Annotated in this window: 15 protein-coding genes; 7 read left to right on the forward strand and 8 right to left on the reverse strand. The window is 72.1% G+C overall.

Going from position 1 to position 18111, the window contains the following annotated elements; genetic code table 11:
• Positions 1-3 precede the first annotated feature (3 nt).
• The 3 genes from VGN18_RS06250 to VGN18_RS06260 form a co-directional block, all read right to left on the reverse strand.
• Positions 4-405, reverse strand: coding sequence for a hypothetical protein (locus VGN18_RS06250; RefSeq protein WP_327538794.1), 402 nt, complete (start codon positions 403-405; stop codon positions 4-6).
• Positions 402-2768, reverse strand: coding sequence for a cation-transporting P-type ATPase (locus VGN18_RS06255; RefSeq protein WP_327538795.1), 2367 nt, complete (start codon positions 2766-2768; stop codon positions 402-404). The genes VGN18_RS06250 and VGN18_RS06255 overlap by 4 nt, the downstream gene beginning before the upstream one ends.
• A gap of 111 nt (positions 2769-2879) precedes the next feature.
• A complete protein-coding gene (locus tag VGN18_RS06260; RefSeq protein ID WP_327538796.1) occupies positions 2880-3083 on the reverse strand; it encodes a hypothetical protein in 204 nt (67 codons plus the stop codon).
• 226 nt (positions 3084-3309) lie between these two features.
• Between VGN18_RS06260 and VGN18_RS06265 the strand changes: the two genes are divergently transcribed.
• Entirely contained in the window at positions 3310-3711 is a 402-nt protein-coding gene (locus VGN18_RS06265) for a hypothetical protein (RefSeq protein WP_327538797.1), read from the forward strand.
• Between the two features lie 23 nt (positions 3712-3734).
• Here the strand turns inward: VGN18_RS06265 and VGN18_RS06270 are convergent, their stop codons facing one another.
• On the reverse strand, positions 3735-4406 hold the full coding sequence (locus VGN18_RS06270; RefSeq protein WP_327538798.1) for a response regulator transcription factor: 672 nt from the start codon (positions 4404-4406) through the stop codon (positions 3735-3737).
• Positions 4399-5919 carry a hybrid sensor histidine kinase/response regulator gene (locus VGN18_RS06275; protein ID WP_327538799.1) on the reverse strand — a complete coding sequence of 507 codons (1521 nt, stop codon included), beginning with the start codon at positions 5917-5919 and terminating at the stop codon, positions 4399-4401. The genes VGN18_RS06270 and VGN18_RS06275 overlap by 8 nt, the downstream gene beginning before the upstream one ends.
• A gap of 286 nt (positions 5920-6205) precedes the next feature.
• Here VGN18_RS06275 and VGN18_RS06280 point away from each other — a divergent pair, with 286 nt between their 5' ends.
• Positions 6206-7204 carry a glycerate kinase gene (locus tag VGN18_RS06280; protein ID WP_327538800.1) on the forward strand — a complete coding sequence of 333 codons (999 nt, stop codon included), beginning with the start codon at positions 6206-6208 and terminating at the stop codon, positions 7202-7204.
• On the opposite strand, the gene VGN18_RS06285 is transcribed toward VGN18_RS06280, so the two are convergent.
• The gene (locus VGN18_RS06285; protein ID WP_327538801.1) at positions 7201-8076 is read right to left on the reverse strand and encodes an alpha/beta hydrolase; all 876 of its coding nucleotides are present in this window, start codon (positions 8074-8076) and stop codon (positions 7201-7203) included. The genes VGN18_RS06280 and VGN18_RS06285 overlap by 4 nt on opposite strands.
• 372 nt (positions 8077-8448) lie before the next feature.
• Between VGN18_RS06285 and VGN18_RS06290 the strand changes: the two genes are divergently transcribed.
• Together VGN18_RS06290 and VGN18_RS06295 are read left to right on the forward strand one after the other, a co-directional pair.
• Entirely contained in the window at positions 8449-8934 is a 486-nt protein-coding gene (locus tag VGN18_RS06290) for a histone H1-like repetitive region-containing protein (protein ID WP_327538802.1), read from the forward strand.
• Between the two features lie 33 nt (positions 8935-8967).
• Positions 8968-10470 (forward strand): RNB domain-containing ribonuclease, encoded by a 1503-nt coding sequence (locus VGN18_RS06295; RefSeq protein ID WP_327538803.1) that lies wholly within the window; start codon positions 8968-8970, stop codon positions 10468-10470.
• Here the strand turns inward: VGN18_RS06295 and panB are convergent.
• Together panB and VGN18_RS06305 are read right to left on the reverse strand one after the other, a co-directional pair.
• Positions 10440-11279 (reverse strand): 3-methyl-2-oxobutanoate hydroxymethyltransferase, encoded by an 840-nt coding sequence (gene panB / locus VGN18_RS06300; RefSeq protein ID WP_327538804.1) that lies wholly within the window; start codon positions 11277-11279, stop codon positions 10440-10442. The two genes, VGN18_RS06295 and panB, sit on opposite strands and share 31 nt — an antisense overlap.
• Positions 11280-11426: 147 nt before the next feature.
• Entirely contained in the window at positions 11427-13145 is a 1719-nt protein-coding gene (locus VGN18_RS06305) for an NAD+ synthase (RefSeq protein ID WP_349259845.1), read from the reverse strand.
• Positions 13146-13243: 98 nt separating this feature from the next.
• Here VGN18_RS06305 and VGN18_RS06310 point away from each other — a divergent pair, with 98 nt between their 5' ends.
• From VGN18_RS06310 to glnA, 3 genes are all read left to right on the forward strand, one after another.
• The gene (locus VGN18_RS06310; protein ID WP_327538805.1) at positions 13244-15046 is read left to right on the forward strand and encodes a CocE/NonD family hydrolase; all 1803 of its coding nucleotides are present in this window, start codon (positions 13244-13246) and stop codon (positions 15044-15046) included.
• A 280-nt stretch (positions 15047-15326) separates the two neighbouring features.
• Positions 15327-16652, forward strand: a complete 1326-nt coding sequence (locus VGN18_RS06315) for a L,D-transpeptidase (protein WP_327538806.1) — start codon at positions 15327-15329, stop codon at positions 16650-16652.
• A gap of 62 nt (positions 16653-16714) precedes the next feature.
• A complete protein-coding gene (gene glnA, locus VGN18_RS06320; protein ID WP_327538807.1) occupies positions 16715-18073 on the forward strand; it encodes a type I glutamate--ammonia ligase in 1359 nt (452 codons plus the stop codon).
• Positions 18074-18111 lie beyond the last annotated feature (38 nt).

Here is an 18111-nt window from a genome sequence, read left to right on the forward strand (position 1 = left end):
GGCTCAGCCGGCGAGCACGACCCCCAGGAACAGCGCGGTCAGCGCGCTGAGGCCGGTGAGCGCCCCGAACACGGCGAGGGCCCGCGGGCTGTGGGCCCGGATGTGCAATGCCGCCGTCACGCCCGAGACAGCAACGACAAGCAGCTTGACCATCAGGGTGATCTCGTAGCGGCCGTGCACCTTGGCGTGCTCGGCCGCGATGTTCCAGACGCCGGTCACGATCAGCACGCCGAAGGCGGGCCAGGCCACCCGGTTGAAGCGCCGGGCCGCCGCCTTCGGGGCATCGGGCCCGAGCGGGCGGAGCGTCGGCACGAGCGCGGCGAGGACGAGCTGTCCACCGACCCAGATCGTCGCGGCGAGCACGTGCAGGAACAGGCGGACGGTGTCCCAGTCGACACCGATCATGCCCGCGGGCTCCGGGCCTGGGCGAATGCCGCCGCCGCCGCCGGCCCGGCCGCGAGCAGCGCCACCGCGAATTCGGTGAGGGTCAGCGGCGCCGTGTGCAGCAGTTCGCGCAGCGGCGACCAGGCGACGGCCAGGATCACGAGCATCACGTTCAACGCTACTGCGGCCGGCAGCATCGGGTTCGCCCGCACCGCCGTGCCGCGCGGGCGCAGCAGCAATGCCGCCGCGAGCTGCGCGAACGTGAGGGTCACGAACACCAGGCTCTGGGCCGGCCGGTCGGTGTAGCGGCCCCACTCGCCGACGGCGAGGCAGGAGGCCGCGATGACGGCGCCGAGGACCGCGACGCGGCGGGCCGTGCTGCGGTCGAGCAGCGGCTCGCGCGGGGGGCGCGGCGGGCGGCGCAGCACGTCGTCGGCCGCGGGCTCGTTGCCGATGGCCACGCCGGGCAGCCCGTGCGTGAGCAGGTTGACCCAGAGGATCTGGCCCGCCTGCAGCGGCACCGCGAAGCCGAGCAGCGGGCCGATCACCATGATCAGCACCTCGGCGAGGCCGCCGCCGAGCGCGTAGTGCAGGTAACGGCGCAGGTTGTCGAACGCGCGCCGCCCCTCGCCGATGGCCGGGATCAGCGCGGACAGGTCGTCGGTCGTGAGCACGATGTCGGCCGCCTGCCGGGCCACCTCGGTCGCCCGCGCGCCCATCGACACCCCGACGTCGGAGCCGTGCAGTGCGGGGGCGTCGTTGACGCCGTCGCCGGTCATGGCCACGATCTCGCCCTGCCCCTGCAGGCCGGTCACGATGGCGAGCTTCTCCTCCGGATGTACCCGGGCGAACACGTCATCGGGTTCGATGTGCACGGCCCCGGCGATGGCGCGAGCGGTGTCCTGGTGGTCGCCGGTGATCATGATCGGACGCACCCCGGCGGTGCGGAACGCATTGACGAACGCGCCGGCGTCGGAACGGGCCGGATCACGGAACGCGACCAGCCCGGCGATGTGCCGGCCGTCGCCCGCCGACGTCGTCACGGCGAGCACGCGGTAGCCGTCCCGGGCGAAGGCCTGGGCCGCATCGGCGGCTGCCGCCGCCCCGGGCAGGTCGGGCAGCAGCGCCTCGGGCGAGCCCTTGCGGATCTCGACGAGCGACCGGTCCGGGGCACGGTGCGACGTCGTCATGCGGGCGAGCGCGGCGTCGAACGGCTCCTCGGCGACGCGGATCCACGCCGCCCGCAGGGCCGGCACGTCGATGCCGTCGCGGGTCGCGGCCTCGACGAGCGCCACCTCGATCGGGTCGTCCCTCGGGGCGGGCGCGGTGTCGGCACCGAGGCACGCGTCGTTGCACAGCACGCCCGCGTGCAGCAGCCGGCGGCGGGCGTCGGCGGTGCCGTCCGGCGTCCACACCTCGGCGACGGACATGCGGCCCTCGGTCAGCGTGCCGGTCTTGTCCGAGGCGAGCACGGTGATCGAGCCGATCGCCTCGACCGCGGCCATCCGCCGGACCAGCACGCCCCGCCCGCTCATCCGGTGCGCGGCCATCGCCAGGGCCAGCGACACCACCGCGGGCAGTGACTCGGGGATCGCGGCCACGGCCAGGCTGATGGCGAGCACGACGCTCGCCTCCAGGCTGCGGCCGTTGAGCAGATCGAGGCCGCCGACGACGACGGCCGCGACCGCGACGGCGACGGCGAGCCGGCGGCCCAGCACGGCGAGCTGGCGCTGGATCGGGGTGGCCACGACACCGGCCTCGCCGAGCGTGTGGGCGATGCCGCCCATGCGGGTGCGGCGGCCGGTCGCGGTCACGGTCGCATCGGCGTGGCCGCGCACGACGACGGTGCCGGCGAACACCGGGTCGCCCGATCGCTTCGACACCGGCACGGACTCGCCGGTGAGCATCGATTCGTCGGCCTGCAGCGCCTCGGCCGACCCGACGACCGCGTCGGCGGCCACGATGTCCCCGGCGGCCACTCGCAGCAGGTCGTCGGGCACGACCTCGGCCGCGTCGACGTCGCGCGCCACACCGGCGCGCACCACGGTCGCGTGCGGGGCGGTCATGGCGGCGAGGGCGGCAAGGGCGCGGCCCGAGCGCAGCTCCTGGCCCACGCCGAGCGCGGTGTTCAGGACGATGACGGCGAGAATGACCGCGGTGTCGGTGGCATCGCCGACCGCCGCGGTGAGGACGGCCGCGAGCAGGAGGACGACGACGACGGTGTCGGTGAGCTGGTGGACCACCGCGTCGCGCAGCGGGTGGTGGCGGCCGCCGTCGAGATCGTTGCGGCCGTGTTCGGCGAGGCGTTCGGCGGCCTGGTGCTCGGTGAGCCCGGCGGCCGGCGCGACGGGCGCGACACCGGGAGGTTCGGGACGCGCGGGCACCGGGTCAGTGTGGCCGCTCGCGCGGTGTCGACCAAGGGGCAATGGGGCTGGTCAGGCCCGGCCGGCCCGGTCGTGCGGGCGGATCGGGGCGGGTCGGACGGCCTGCCCGGTTCAGGCGGCGTGCGGGATGCGCGGGCCGCGGCCGGTGGTGCGCGTCGCGGTGTCGTAGGCGAGCAGCGCGGTGTGCAGCTGGTCGTAGGCGGCGCCGATCCAGGCGTCCACCCCGGACTGGCGGGCGGCGTGCAGCGCGGTCTCGGCGTCGTACAGGCGGCGCGCGGCGGTCGCGACGTTCGCGGGGTCGGTCAGGGTGCTCATCGCAGGCTCCTCGATTGCGGTCGTGGTCGCGGGAACCACGTCGTCAACCCTCGTCCGCGCTGGGAGCCGGTACCAGGTGCATCCGCCGTCGATGATCCACCGGACGGGTGTGCCGCCGGGCCCGGTGCATCTGCACCACCCTGGCCCGGTGATGGCGCATTTGCACCGCGGCAGCGGGATTCCGGGTGATCTTCTCCGCCGCCGCGGCGATCGACAGAGTGACCGGGTGACCATCCACGAGATCGAGGTTCGCGTCGACGCCGCCGCCGCCGAGGTGACGGGCCTGCTCGGCCATCGGCGGCCCGGCTGGCTGCGACCCTTCCTCCTGCTGGCCCGCCGCTCGATCGGCGACGGCGCCGCCGGGGACGTCGCGTACTCGCTCGGCGAGGTCGTCGACGCCGAGGACGGCGGCTGGGCCGCCGCGCTGGACTGGCAGCCGCAGGCCGGCGCCGACGTCTTCACCGACTTCACCGGTCGGCTGCTCGTGCGCCCGTATCCCGATCGGGTCGCCCTCGTGATCGAGGGGGAGGCCGAGGGTGGCGTGCAGCCGGTCAACGACGCGCTGCTCACCCGACTGGTCGTGCTGCTCACCGTCGCGCTGGCCGAGAGCGACCTGGTGGTGCGCTGACCCGGCTCGGGTGCTGTCGGGAATCAGTCGTCGACCGGGTAGTCGATGATGCGCTCGCGCACGCCGGTGGCGACCGCCTCCAGCTTCGAGTGCGCGCCCAGCTTGGTCAGGATCGACTGCACGTAGTTACGGATCGTGTTCACGCTGAGGTGCAGGTGCTTGGCGATGACCGGGTTGGCCCAGCCCCGCGCGAGCAGGCCGAGGATCTCGCGCTCGCGGTCGGTGAGGTCCGAGCCGATCTCGTGGTAGTTGCGGTTGAGCCGGGGCAGCAGCCGGGCGAGCAGCGCGGGCGACACCAGCGCCTCGCCGGCGGCCGCGGCCCGCACCGCCGACGCCACCTCATCGGCCGCGCGGTCCTTGGTCAGGAAGCCCGAGCAGCCGACCTCGATGGCGGCCAGCAGGATGCGGTCGTCGGCCGAGCCGGTCAGCATCACGACCATCGTGTCGGGGTGAGCGGCCTTGATGTCACCGGCGATGGCCACACCGTCGCGGCCGGGCATCTGGTAGTCCACGAGCACCACGCGGGGCGCGTGCTTGGCGACGTTGGCGACGGCGTCGGCGGCCTCGGACACGATGCCGAGCACCTCGATGTCGGGCTCGTCGCCCAGCAGGCGGGCCAGGCTCTGGGCGAACATCTGGTGGTCGTCCACCAGCAGCACGCTGATCGTCTCCGGGCCTTGGTCGGTGTCAGACATCGAGTGCCTCCCGAATCGCGTGCAGCATCTCGTCCTCGGCCACCGGTTTGGCGAGGACCCGGCCGTCGAGCGGCCCGGACTTCGAGTCGTAGCCGGTCATGAAGATGACGGGGATGCGCTGGGGTCGGGCCCGCAGCCGGTCGGCCAGCTCGTCGCCGCGCATGCGGGGCATCACGACATCGGTGAGCACGACGTCGATCGTGTCGCCCTCGCGCTCGATGACCTCCAGCGCCTCGACACCGTCGCAGGCCATCAGGACGTCGTAGCCGCACTCGGTCAGCAGGCGGGCGGTGCCGCGGCGCAACGCGTCCTTGTCCTCGACGACCAGGACGCGCTCGGTGCCGCCGGGCGGCCGGTCCGGTTCCGGCTCGGGGGCAGGGACGGCGCTGCCGGCCGCCGGCAGCCACACGTCGACCTGGGTACCGCGGCCGGGGGCGGAGTCGATGGTGACCTGGCCGTGGTGCTGGTTGACGATGCCGTAGACCATGGCGAGGCCGAGCCCGGTGCCGCGACCGCGTTCCTTGGTGGTGAAGAAGGGCTCGAACGCGTGGGCCACGACCTCGGGGGCCATGCCCTCGCCGGTGTCGCGGACGCTGATCTGGGCCGCGCGCTGGCCGGCTGCACCCGGCATCGCGCCGGACTTCACCGCGACCGTCAGCACGCCCCCGCCTTCCATCGCATCGCGCGCGTTGATGGCGAGGTTCATCAGGATCTGCTCGAGCTTCGTGCGGTCGCAGACGCCGATCACCGGCTGGTCGCCGACCTCGAGATGGAAGCTGATGTGCTCGCCCAGCGTGCGCAGCAGCATCGAGGCTACGCCGCGAGCGATGGCGTTGACGTCCAGCGGCTCGGGGTGGGCGACATCGCGCCGCGCGAACGCGAGCAGCTGCTTGGTCAGGGCGGCCCCGCGCTCGGCCGCGGCCCGGATCTCGCCGAGGTCGGCGACGACGACCGGGTCCTCGACCCGGCGCGCGATGAGCGTCGCGTAGTTGAGGATCACGCCGAGCAGGTTGTTGAAGTCGTGGGCGACACCGCCGGCGAGGTGGCCGAGGCTCTCGAGCCGCTGGGTCTCGAGGGCCCGCCGCTCCTGCTCGTGCTCCTGCTCGACCCGCTCGGTCACGTCGCGCACCGCGGCCAGCACGAGCGGCTCACCCGCGGCGTCGCGCACCGGGCTCAGGCTGATCTCGGCGGTGAACGTCGAGCCGTCCTTGCGCCGGCCGAGCAGGAACTTGCCGGCGCCCATGGGCCGGATCGCCGGGTCGGCGGTGTACGCGGCTCGCAACGTGGCGTGGTCCTTGACGACGTCGGAGGGGACGAGCCACTCGATCGGCCGACCGATGAGCTCCTGCGGTTGCCAACCGAACAGGCGCGACGCCTGCGCGTTGAGCAGATGGATCCGGCCGTCGTCGCCGACGCCGACGAGGGCGTCGGGCGCGCCCTCGAAGAGCTCGCCGGGTTCGGCGCGGCCGGAACGGTCGACCGGATCCAGCGCGCTCACCTCGATCTGTGTCATGTCGGTGTTACCTCCGCCCTACCGACAGTGTCGACAACGGGTGGACCCGCCAGTAGGGCACAACGGCCCCGGGTGCTGCCCGGTCGGTGGCGCGGGACGAACTCCCGGCGGCGCGGGGGCTTTGGGCCCTCGCATCCGTCCGCGGAAGACCGACAATGGACTGAGCTGGACCGGTTCGGGGGTTCCGGGCAGCAGGGTGTTGCGGGTTCGGGCCCGGCCGACGCGGTGTGACCGAGGGGGTCACACCGCGCGGCCGGGCCCACTCGCGTCCGGCAGACTGGCACCGATGTCGGTCCTCGCCGCGCTGGACAAGTTCAAGGGCACCGCCACCTCGACCGAGCTCGGGGCGGCGGTCGCGCGTGCGGCCCGCGCCGCGGGACTGGACGCGGACGCGATCGTGGTGTCCGACGGCGGGGACGGCCTGCTCGAGGTCTTCGGCGGCCCGAACCAGCAGACCGGTGTGACCGGCCCGCTCGGTGAGACGGTCGCGGCCCCGTGGCGTCTCGACGGCGAGCGGGCGGTGATCGAGAGCGCGCTGGCCTCGGGCCTGGTGCTCGCCGGCGGGGCAGCCGGCAACGATCCCGTGGCGGCCACCTCGCGCGGGACGGGTGAGCTCGTCGAGGCGGCGATTCGCGCCGGCGCGACCCGCATCGTCCTCGGGGTCGGCGGCAGTGCCTGCACCGACGGCGGCCTCGGGGCGGTCGCAGCGCTGTCGGACTCCGTGCTCGATGCGCTGCGCGATCGTCGCGTCACCATCACGGTCTGCTGCGACGTCGACACCCGTTACGAGGACGCCGCCCGCGTCTTCGGACCGCAGAAGGGCGCCGACCCCGACCAGGTCGCCGCGCTGGCCCGGCGGCTGCGCGACGCGCGGGCGGCGTTGCTGGCTCGCTTCGGCGTCGATGTCGGTGCCGTACCCGGCGGCGGTGCCGCCGGCGGTCTGGCCGGTGGGCTGGCCGCGGTCGGGGCGCAGCTGCGGCCGGGCTTCGAACTGGCTGCCGCCGAGTCGGGTCTGCCGGCGGCCGTCGCCTCCGCCGACCTGGTGGTCACCGGCGAGGGGCGACTCGACGCCGAGTCGTTCGCGGGCAAGGTCGTCGGGGGAGTGGTGGCCTTGGCCCGGGCCGCGGGCACCGACGTCGTCGCGATCGTCGGTGACCTCGCGCCCGGCATCGCGGTCGACTTCCCGGTCGTGTCCCTCGTCGACCGATTCGGAGTCGACCGCGCGACGCGCGACGCGGTGGCGTGCGTCGAGATCGTCGCGCGCGAGCTGCTGACCGCGCGCTAGCTCGTCGGCGGGACGACGCGGTCGAGCCAGGTGATCAGATCGGTGACGACCTCGTCGCGATTGGTCTCGTTGAAGACCTCGTGGCGGGCGCCCGGATAGATGTGCACCGTGACGTCGGACAGCTGCGCGGTGTACCGCTGGATGAGCGGGCTGAGCAGCGTGAGCTGACCGTGCACCGGGTCGTGCTCGCCCGCCGCGATCCACACCGGCAGGTCGCCGCGCATCGCCGCGACGCGCGCCGGGTCGGCCAGCGGTCGGGCGCACTCGAACATCTGCACCGTCCCCTCCTGATCGAGCCCGAAACCGCACGCGGGGTCGGCGACGTAGAGGTCGACCTGGGCCTCGTCGCGCGAGAGCCAGTCGTAGTCGGTTCGGGCCGGCGTGAACGGCGAGTTGAACATCGCCAGGTCGAGCGGCTGATCGAGCTTCAGTTGCGGCTCGAGCAGGTCGAGGACGGCCGTGCCGGTCAGCGCGAGGGCGTCGATGTCGGTGCTGTGGTCGAGGGCGTACTGCTGCGCGGCGAAGGAACCCATGCTGTGCCCGAGCAGCACGAGGGGCACGTCGGGGAAGTCCGCTCGGGCGCGCTCGCCGAGCCGGCCGATGTCGCGTACGAGGCCGGGCCATCCGGCCCGGCCGAGGTGACCGTGCTGCTCGACCGAACCCGCGGTCGCACCATGACCGCGATGGTCCTGCGCGACGACGGCGAAGCCACGGGCGGTGAGTTCGGTCGCGAGCGGTTCGTAGCGCAACGCGTGCTCGCCCATGCCGTGGGTCAGTTGCACGATGCCGCGCACGGCGCCGTTCGGCGTCCACTCGTACGCCGTGATGTCGAGGTCGTCCTCCGACGTGAACGTCATGGTGGTGGGTGTCATCGGATGAGCTCCTCGAAAGTGTCGTCACGGCACTTGCTGCTGCGCCGATACTGTTGCGAACCACGTCGCGCGTCAACGTCGAGCACTACATACCCAAAGGTATGGATTGCATGTAGGTCACGATGCGCAAAAAAGATTCGTCACACTCATCATGTCGGACTCTGACGCCGGCTGCTCGATGTGGCGCTGAATCGCCTGCCGCGTAAGGGAATGCGGGTGATCTTCGTCGATGTCATCGACGACGACACCCGTCGAGGCCTGATAGCGCGCCGAAAACAAACGGCGTGGTGTGTTGACGCAGAGGCATGGTCACCGTCAACTTTGACGAAGCGTTGGAGCATTCCATCGACTTTTGCCTAGGAGGCAGACCGCATGACCGCACCTGCGAAGAAGGCTCCGGCCAAGAAGGCCGCAGCGAAGAAGGCTCCGGCCAAGAAGGCTGCAGCCAAGAGGGCCCCCGCCAAGAAGGCCGCCGCCAGGAAGACCACCGCGGCGAAGAAGACCGTTGCGAAGAAGACGACGGCGGCGAAGAAGACCGTGGCCAAGAAGGTGACCGCGGCGAAGAAGACCGTGGCCAAGAAGGCCACCGCAGCGAAGAAGACCGTCGCGAAGAAGGCTCCGGCCAAGAAGGCCGCCGCCAAGAAGACGACGGCCGCGAAGAAGACGGTCGCGCGCAAGGCTCCGGCCAAGAAGGCCGCAGCGAAGAAGACGACGGCCGCGAAGAAGACGGTCGCGCGCAAGGCTCCGGTCAAGAAGGCCGCGGCCAGGAAGACCGTGGCGAAGAAGGCCCCGGCCAAGAAGGCCCCGGCCAAGAAGGCGACCGCGCGCAAGGCGCCGGCCAAGAAGAGCACCGGCTGATCGCTTCACCGTGATCGACCTCGTACGTCGAACATGACGCATCGGATCGCCGGTGCACCTCTGGACTTCGCCGCCCTGCGGTCGGAGCTGGAGGTGCCCGGCGATTTCGATTCGGCGGTGCTGGCCGATGCCGAGCACGCCGCGGCGAGCGTCCGGCTGCCCGATCCGGACGCCACCGACATCCCCTTCGTGACGATCGACCCGGCCGGCTCGCGTGACCTCGACCAGGCGCTGCACATCGCGCGCGACGGCGACGGCTTCGTCGTCAGCTACGCCATCGCCGACGTCGCCTCGTTCGTCGTCCCCGGTTCCGCGCTCGACGCCGAGACGCACCGCCGGGGCGAGACCCTGTACTTCCCCGACGTCCGCGTGCCGCTGCACCCGCCGGGGCTCAGCGAGGCGGCGGCGAGCCTGCTGCCGGGACAGATCCGCCCGGCCGTGCTGTGGCGCATCACGCTGGACGCGACAGGTGAGGTCGCCGCCGTCGACGTCGGTCGCGCCCGCGTGCGGAGCACCGCGCAACTCGACTACGCCGGCGTGCAGCGGTCGTTCGACGCCGGCACCCCACCCGCGTCGGTCGAGGCGCTGGTCGACGTCGGCACCCGCCGGCTGGCGCTCGCCCGCGCCCGGCACGCCATCGACCTCGATCTCCCCGAGCAGTCGGTCGAGCCGGACGGCCCCGGCGGCTGGACGCTCACGCTGCGCTCGCCGTTGCCGGTGGAGCGGTACAACGCCGAGATCTCGCTGCTGACCGGCATGTGCGCCGCCTCGATCATGCTCAGGGGCGGCTTCGGCCTGCTGCGCACCGTGCCTCCTCCCGACCCCGGCGCCGTGCAGGCGTTGCACCGCGCGGCAGGCGCGCTCGGCATCGACTGGCCCGAGGGGGCCGCGCCCGGTGACGTGCTCGACTCGGTCGATCGCGCCGACCCGCGCCACGTCGCCTTCATCGAGCACGCCGTCGCGCTGCTGCGCGGTTCGGGCTACACCCCCTTCGACGGCGCACCCCCGGCCCAGGCCCGGCACAGCGGCATCGGCGCGCCCTACGCGCACGTGACCGCTCCGCTGCGACGCCTCGTCGACCGCTATGGCAGCGAGATCTGCCTCGCGCTGCACGCCGGCACCGCGATCCCCGACTGGGTCCGTCGCGCCGTGCCCGCGCTACCCGCGCAGATGCAGCAGGCCGACCACCGCGCGCACCTCGCCGACCGTGCCGTCGTCGACGCCACCGAGGCGTGGCTACTGCGTGATCGCGTCGGCGAGCGGTTCGACGCCGTCGTCATCGACGCCGACGAGCGGGCCGGCACCGTCGTGCTCGACGAGCCCGCGGTGCGCGCCCGCTGCACCGGCCCCGACCTGCCCGTCGGCGAACGCATCCGGGTCCGCCTCGTCACCGCGGACGTCGAGCAGCGCGACGTCCACTTCGAGCGCGCCTGGCCAACACGCGTGTCCGCCCGTGTGGTTGTGAATCCGGCTCGGATCACAGCCACACGAGCGGACAAGACGGGTCAGTGGTACTCGTGCTCCGCGGCCGGGTAGTGGCCGCCGCGGACCTCGTCGGCGAAGCGGCCGGCGGCGTCACGGAGCACGGCGCCGACATCGGCGAACTCCTTGACGAACTTGGCCGGCTTGCCGGTGCGCAACCCGGCCATGTCCTGCCAGACGAGCACCTGGGCGTCGCACGAGGGGCCGGCGCCGATGCCGACGGTGGGGATGTGCAGCGCGCGGGTCACCTGCGCGGCGACCTCGGACGGCACGACCTCGAGCACGACCGCGAACGCGCCGGCGGCCTGCATGGCCTTGGCGTCCTGGAGCAGCCGGTGCGCGCCCTCGTCGCCGCGACCCTGCACCCGGTAGCCGCCGAACGCGTTCACCGACTGCGGGGTGAGGCCGACGTGCGCCATCACCGGGATGCCGGCCGAGACGAGGGCCTCGACCTGCGGGGCGATGCGGGTGCCGCCCTCGAGCTTGACGGCCTGCGCGCCGCCTTCCTTCATGAACCGGGCCGCGCTCTCCAGCGCCTGCTGCGGCGAGGCCTGGTAGCTGCCGAACGGCAGGTCGGCGACGACGAGCGAGCGCGACGTGCCGCGGACGACGCCGCGCACGAGCGGCAGCAGTTCGTCGATGGTCACCGGCACGGTGGTGTCGTAGCCGTAGACGACATTGGCCGCGGAGTCACCGACGAGCAGCACCGGGATGCCGGCCTCGTCGAAGACGCGGGCGGTGGAGTAGTCGTAGGCGGTCAGCATCGGCCAGCGCTCGCCGCGGTCCTTGGCCAGCTGGAGGTCGCGGATGGTGATCCGGCGGGAGGTGACGCCCCCGTACAGGGATGGGGTTGCCTCGGTCATCGCAGTGCCTCACTTCTTCCTCGAGGCCGGCCGCGCCGGTCCCCGGGCTTGTCATGCGGACGACACAATGGTGCAAGCTACTGCCGCGTATGTCTCGTAATGGCGCTGAGACAGGTGTCACCTGGCGCAATCGTTACGCCGGTGCGATTATCCCGTTTCGCGCCAGCGGTTGGTGATCGGCAGGCGCCGGTCGCGCCCGAACGCCTTGAAGCTGATCTTCGTCCCCGGCGGGTACTGGCGCCGCTTCCACTCCGCGGCGTCGACGAGGCGGGCCACGCGCTGTACGAGCTCCGGGTCGAAGCCGTCGGCGATGATCTGAGCTACGCCGCGGTCGCCGTCGACGTAGCGGGCGAGCACGGCGTCGAGCAGCTCGTAGTCGGGCAGCGAGTCGCTGTCGAGCTGGCCCGGACGCAGCTCGGCCGACGGCGGCTTGGTGATGGAGTTCGGCGGTATGGGCAGCGTCTCACCCGCCGCCGCGGCCGCCTCGTTGCGCCAGCGCGCGAGGGCCCAGACCAGCGTCTTCGGCACGTCCTTCAGCGGCGAGAAACCACCGATCGACCCGGCGTCGTAGATCGTCGTGTAGCCGACGGCGAGCTCGCTCTTGTTGCCGGTGGCGAGGACGAGGTGGCCGTCGCTGTTCGACAGTGCCATCAGCAGCGTGCCGCGCACGCGCGCCTGCACGTTCTCCTCGGCCACGCCGGTCAGGGACAGGTCGGTGACGAACTCGTCGACGATGCGACCGATCGGCACCTCGTGGAGGGTCGCGCCGAGCCGGCGGGCCAGGTCGGACGCGTCGGAGCGGGAGTGGTCGCTCGAGTACGCGCTGGGCATCGAGACGCCGTACACGTTCGCGCCGCCGATGGCCTCGGCCGCGATCGCCGCGACGACGGCCGAGTCGATGCCGCCGGACATGCCGAGGACGACCGTGCGGAAGCCGTTCTTCCGCACGTAGTCGCGCAGCCCGGTGACCAACGCCGACCAGACCTCGGCCTCGTCGCGCAGTCGGGGCGCCACCGCGCCGGGTCCGGCCGCGGTCAGGGGCAGCGGCGCCGCGGCGGTCGCCACCCGGGCCACCGTCAGCTCCTCGCCCGTCACCTCGACCGGTGCGGCTGCGGCGGGCTGCACCGGCACGTCGACGGTGAAGACGCCCTCGACGAACTGCGGCGCGCGCATCACCTGCGTGCCGTCGGGCGCGATCACCATCGAGTCGCCGTCGAAGACGAGCTCGTCCTGCCCACCCACGGTGTTGACGTACGCGATCGGCGCCCCGGCCTCGGCCGCCCGGCGCTGCAGCAGCCGCAGCCGGACGTCGTCCTTGTTGCGCTCGTAGGGGGAGGCGTTGATGTTGACGACGAGACCCACCCCGGCGACGCCGGCCACTGTGAACGGGCCGCCCTCCTGCCAGACGTCCTCGCAGACGGTCAGCGCGATGTCGACGCCCAGGTGCCGCACGACCGCGAGCGAGGTGCCCGGCGCGAAGTAGCGCCGCTCGTCGAACACGCCGTAGTTGGGCAGGTGGTGCTTGAACGCCCGGGCCACGACCCGGCCGCCGAGCAGGAAGGCCGAGGCGTCGCGGGGGAGGCCGTCGTCGTCGATGTAGCCGACGACGACCGCGATCTCGCCCAGCCCGGCCTCGGCGAGCGCCCCGGCCAGCTTCTCGAGCGCGTCCCGGGAGGCGGCCCGGAAGGTCGGGCGCAGCACGAGGTCCTCGACCGGGTAGCCGGTCAGCATCATCTCGGGGAAGGTGACGAGGTGCGCGCCCGCCGCGGCCGCCTCGGCCGTGCGCGCGAGCACGATGTCGGAGTTGCCGGCGAGATCGCCGACGGTGCAGTTGACCTGCGCGAGAGCCACGCGGAGCGCCATCACCGCTCCAGTGTGGCGCACCGCCCCCGCAGCCCGGACGACCCGGGCGGCATAACCCGGAGCGGCCCGCGTCGTTGGACACCCCGACGACGGAGGCCGCGATGACGCTGCACCACCGCACCCGCCTGGGTGTCGCCCTGTCCACCGCCGCGCTGTCCGCGGCCGGCCTGGCCGCCGCGCTCGTGGCCCCGCCCGCCGCCGGCGCGGCGACGGCGTACACCGTCAGCTCGCTGCACTTCGCCGTGCACGTCGGCCCGGGCGGCACCCAGACCTGCGACATCGTGGGCGACCTGTACCTGCCGACGACGGCGACGCCGGCCAACCGGGTCCCGGCCGTCCTCACCACCAACGGCTTCGGCGGGTCGGCCGCCGACCAGACCCCGTTCGCCGAGCAGTACGCGAGCGACGGCTACGCGGTGCTGTCCTACTCCGGGCTCGGCTTCGGCGGCTCGGGCTGCAAGATCACCCTCGACGACCCCGCCTACGACGGCGCCGCCGCGAGCCAGCTGGTCAGCTTCCTCGGCGGCGCGCCCGGCATCGGCTTCACCGACGCGGCCCACACCATCGCGGCGCCCACCGTCGAGGTCGTCGTCCACGACAAGAGGGACCACAACGGGATCGCCCGCACCTACGACCCGAGGGTCGGCATGTGGGGCGGCAGCTACGGCGGCCAGGTGCAGTTCGCCGCCGCCGGCGTCGACGCGCGCATCGACGCCATCAACCCGCAGATAACCTGGAACGACCTGTCCTACTCGCTCGGGCCGAACAACGTCACCACGCCGGGAACGGTGACCACGGCGAACCCGGGCGCGGTCAAGATCGCCTGGGGGCTGCTGTTCTCCTCCGTCGGCATCGTCGACGGCGTCCAGTACTCGAGCGCCGACCCGTACCGCCTCGTCGGCTGCGCGAACTTCGCCGACTTCGTGTGCCCGGCGCTCGCCACGGCCGGCACCACCGGGTACTTCCAGGCCGGCGACATCGCCTCCCTGCGACACGCGTCGGTGACGAAATACCTGCCGAAGATCCGCATCCCGGTGCTGCTCGACCAGGGGGAGGTCGACACGCTGTTCGACCTCAACGAGGCGGTCGCCACGTACACGGCGCTCAAGGCGCAGGGGACTCCGGTGGCGATGCTCTGGCGCGACCAGGGTCACTCGGGCGGCAACCCGTCGGCCGCCGGCCGCGCCTACGAGGACTCGCGCATCAAGGCCTGGTTCGACCACTACCTCAAGGGCTCGACGGCGAGCACCGGCTCGACCTTCGCCTACTACCGCGACTGGACCGGCACCTTCGCCGAGTCGGCGACCTACCCGGTCGGCACCGCGCGTACCTATTACCTGTCCGCGAACCAGCAGCTGGTTCGCTCGCCGTCCGACGTCTTCACCGGCTCGCAGGCCATGACGACCACCGCCGCCGGCCTGCCCACGACGATCAGTGACCCGGACGCCATCGGCGGGCGGCTGCCCGCGGGCACCGCGATCGACGTGCCCGACACCGACCTGCCCGGCACCTACGTCACGTGGCAGACCCCGGCCCTGTCGGCGGACGTCGACGTCGTGGGCGCCCCCCAGGTCGACGTCACGATCTCGGCGCCCACCGCGGCGGCGACCTCGCTGCTCGGCCCGGCGGGCCAGGTCGTGCTCTTCGCCAAGATCTACGACATCGACCCCTCGGGCACGGCCTCGCCGATCAACAACCTGGTGGCGCCGATCCGCATCGCCGACCCGACCCGGCCGGTGCACATCACGCTGCCCGCGTTCGCCCACCGCTTCCCCGCCGGGCACAGGATCGCGTTCACCCTGGCCGGCGGCGACCCCAACTACCGCGGCGGTGCGGTGGCGACCCCGGTCGTGGTGACCACCGGTAGCACCGCCCAGGTGCTGAGCCTGCCGGTCGTGCCGTAGCCGACTGAGCGGTAATTCTCATGTGAATCGACTGCGGTTGACGCTGTAAACGCTCTCGGCTGAGGCAGAATAGGGCCGGTCACCAAGATCAGGCGCGACCAATCGGACATCGCACGCAACCGAGGCGGCCTGTCCCGCGTCAGACAAGTGTGAGCCGATCGTGATGTTGCGCTGCGCGGGTCACGCTGGTCACTGAGAGAGACTGAACAGGACGGGTGCCCCGCATCGTGTGATGCGCCGGGCGCCCCGTGGGGGTAGAGACGTGGTTACGGAGGGCTCGATGCATCGGCTGGGCAACACGGTGAGTTCCGCGGCGTCGCGGAAGGCCATCGCGATCGCGGCCGCCGCCGCCACCTTGCTGGGCCTCGCGGCCTGCACCTCGGCCAACAGCTCGACCCCGAAGCGGTCCTCCGCCGGGCAGACCTCGTCCGCGCCCTCGGGCTCGCCGACCACCTCGGGCGCACCCTCGTCGGCCCCGGCCTCGTCCAGCGCATCCGCCAGCGCCGCGGTCATCACCGCGACGGCCGTCGGCGGCGCCACCTCGGCCAACCCGGCCCGACCGATCACCGTCAGCGTCGCGAACGGCACGCTGTCCTCGGTCAAACTGGTCAACCCGGCCGGGCGCACCGTCGCGGGCAGCCTGGGCCCGGACGGCAAGACCTGGACCTCGTCGGAGGACCTCGGCTACTCGCGCACCTACAAGCTCACCGCGGTGGCGCAGGACGGTGAGGGCGCCTCCGTCGTCAAGCACGCGAAGTTCACGACCCTCACGCCGAACAACCAGACGATGCCCTACTTCAACACCGTCTACGGCAACTCGATGCAGAACGGCGCCACCTACGGCGTGGGCATGGTCGCCGTCGTCTCGTTCGACGAGGACATCCCGGACAAGAAGGCGGCCGAGAAGGCCCTGACCGTCACGACCACCCCGCATGTCGACGGCGCCTGGTACTGGACCGACAACCACACCGCGCATTGGCGCCCGCAGAACTACTACACGCCGGGCACCAAGGTGCGCATCGACGCGAAGGTCTACGGCACCGACCTCGGCCACGGCCTCTTCGGCCAGGCCGACGCGAGCACGTCGTTCACCGTCGGCGCCAAGCACATCTCGATCGCCAATGCGAAGTCGCACTACGTCAGCGTCTACTTCGGCGACAAGCTCGTCCGCTCGATGCCGACCTCGATGGGTCAGGGCGGCTGGGTGCAGGGCAAGAACGGCCAGATCTCGCTCTGGACGATGCCCGGCGTCTACACCGTCATCAATCACGAGAACCCGGCCGTGATGTCGTCGGACAGCTACGGCCTGCCGGCCAGCTCGCCCTACGGCTACAAGGCCGAGAACGTGCCGTGGGCGACGAAGATCAGCACCGACGGCATCTACCTGCACGAGCTCGACACCACGGTCTGGGCCCAGGGCAGCCGCAACCTTTCCCACGGCTGCCTGAACCTGAACTACACCAACGCGAAGTGGTTCTACCAGCACTCCATCGTCGGTGACGTCGTGCGCGTCATCAACTCCGGCGGCCCGGCGATCAAGGTCTGGCAGGGCGGCGACTGGAGCGTGCCGTGGTCGGAGTGGTCCGCGGGCGGCGCCGCCGCCTGACGGGCACCCGCCCGCGCCCGGCGTAACCTCGCGTTAATGCCGGGCGACAAGACTGGAGCGTTGTGGACCGTCAACAGGAGTTCGTCCTGCGCACCCTCGAGGAGCGCAACATCCGCTTCGTCCGGCTGTGGTTCACCGATGTCCTCGGCACGCTGAAGTCGGTGGCCGTCGCCCCGGCCGAGCTCGACGGCGCGTTCGAGGAGGGCATCGGCTTCGACGGCTCGGCCATCGAGGGGTTCAGCCGCTCCAGCGAGAGCGACATGCTGGCCCGCCCCGACCCGGGCACCTTCCAGATCCTGCCCGAGAGCGACGGCTCGACGCCCGACTCAGCCCGCATGTTCTGCGACATCCAGATGCCCGACGGCTCGCCGTCGTGGGCCGATCCGCGCTACGTGTTGCGCCGCGCCCTGTCGAAGGCGGCCGAGCGCGGGTTCACGTTCTACACGCACCCCGAGATCGAGTTCTTCCTGCTGAAGAACCGTCCGCTCGACGGCTCGGAGCCGCTGCCGATCGACAACGGCGGCTACTTCGACATGACCAGTCACGATGTCGCGCACGACTTCCGCCGCGCGGCGGTCGGGGCGCTCGAGTCGCTCGGCATCTCGGTCGAGTTCAGCCACCACGAGGTCGCGCCCGGGCAGCAGGAGATCGACCTGCGCTACGCCGACGCGCTGTCGATGGCCGACAACCTGATGACCTTCCGGCACGTGATCAAGGAGGTCGCGATCGCGCACGGCGCGCACGCCACCTTCATGCCCAAGCCGTTCAAGCACCAGCCGGGCAGCGGCATGCACACGCACCTGTCGCTGTTCGAGGGCGACCAGAACGCCTTCCACGACCCGTCCGACCCGCTGAACCTGTCGAAGACGGCGCGGGCGTTCATCGCCGGTCTCCTGGTGCACGCGCGCGAGATCACCGCGGTCACCAACCAGTGGGTCAACTCGTACAAGCGGCTGTGGGGCTTCGGCTCGCCCGGCGCGATCGTCGAGGCGCCGACCTTCATCTGCTGGGGCCACGCCAACCGCTCGGCCCTCGTGCGGGTGCCGCGCTACAAGCCGGGCAAGGCGAACTCGACCCGCGTCGAGCTGCGCTCGCCCGACTCCGCCTGCAACCCCTACCTCGCCTTCGCGATCATCCTGGCCGCCGGGATGAAGGGCATCGAGGAGGGCTACGAATTGCCCCCGGGCGCCGAGGACGACGTGTGGTCGCTGTCCGACGTCGAGCGTCGCGCCCTGGGCTACGACGAGCTGCCGCACAACCTGGCGGACTCGCTGCGCGCGATGGAGGGCTCCGAGCTCGTCGCCGAGACGCTGGGCGAGCACGTCTTCGACTTCTTCCTGCGCAACAAGCGCGAGGAGTGGATCGACTACCGGGCCGAGGTCAGCCCGTTCGAACTGCGCCGCTACCTGCCGATGCTCTGACGGCACGAACGCACGACGGGCCGGCGAGAGTGATCTCG

This window comes from Jatrophihabitans sp. (assembly GCF_036000465.1).
Classification (GTDB): Bacteria; Actinomycetota; Actinomycetes; order Mycobacteriales; family Jatrophihabitantaceae; genus Jatrophihabitans.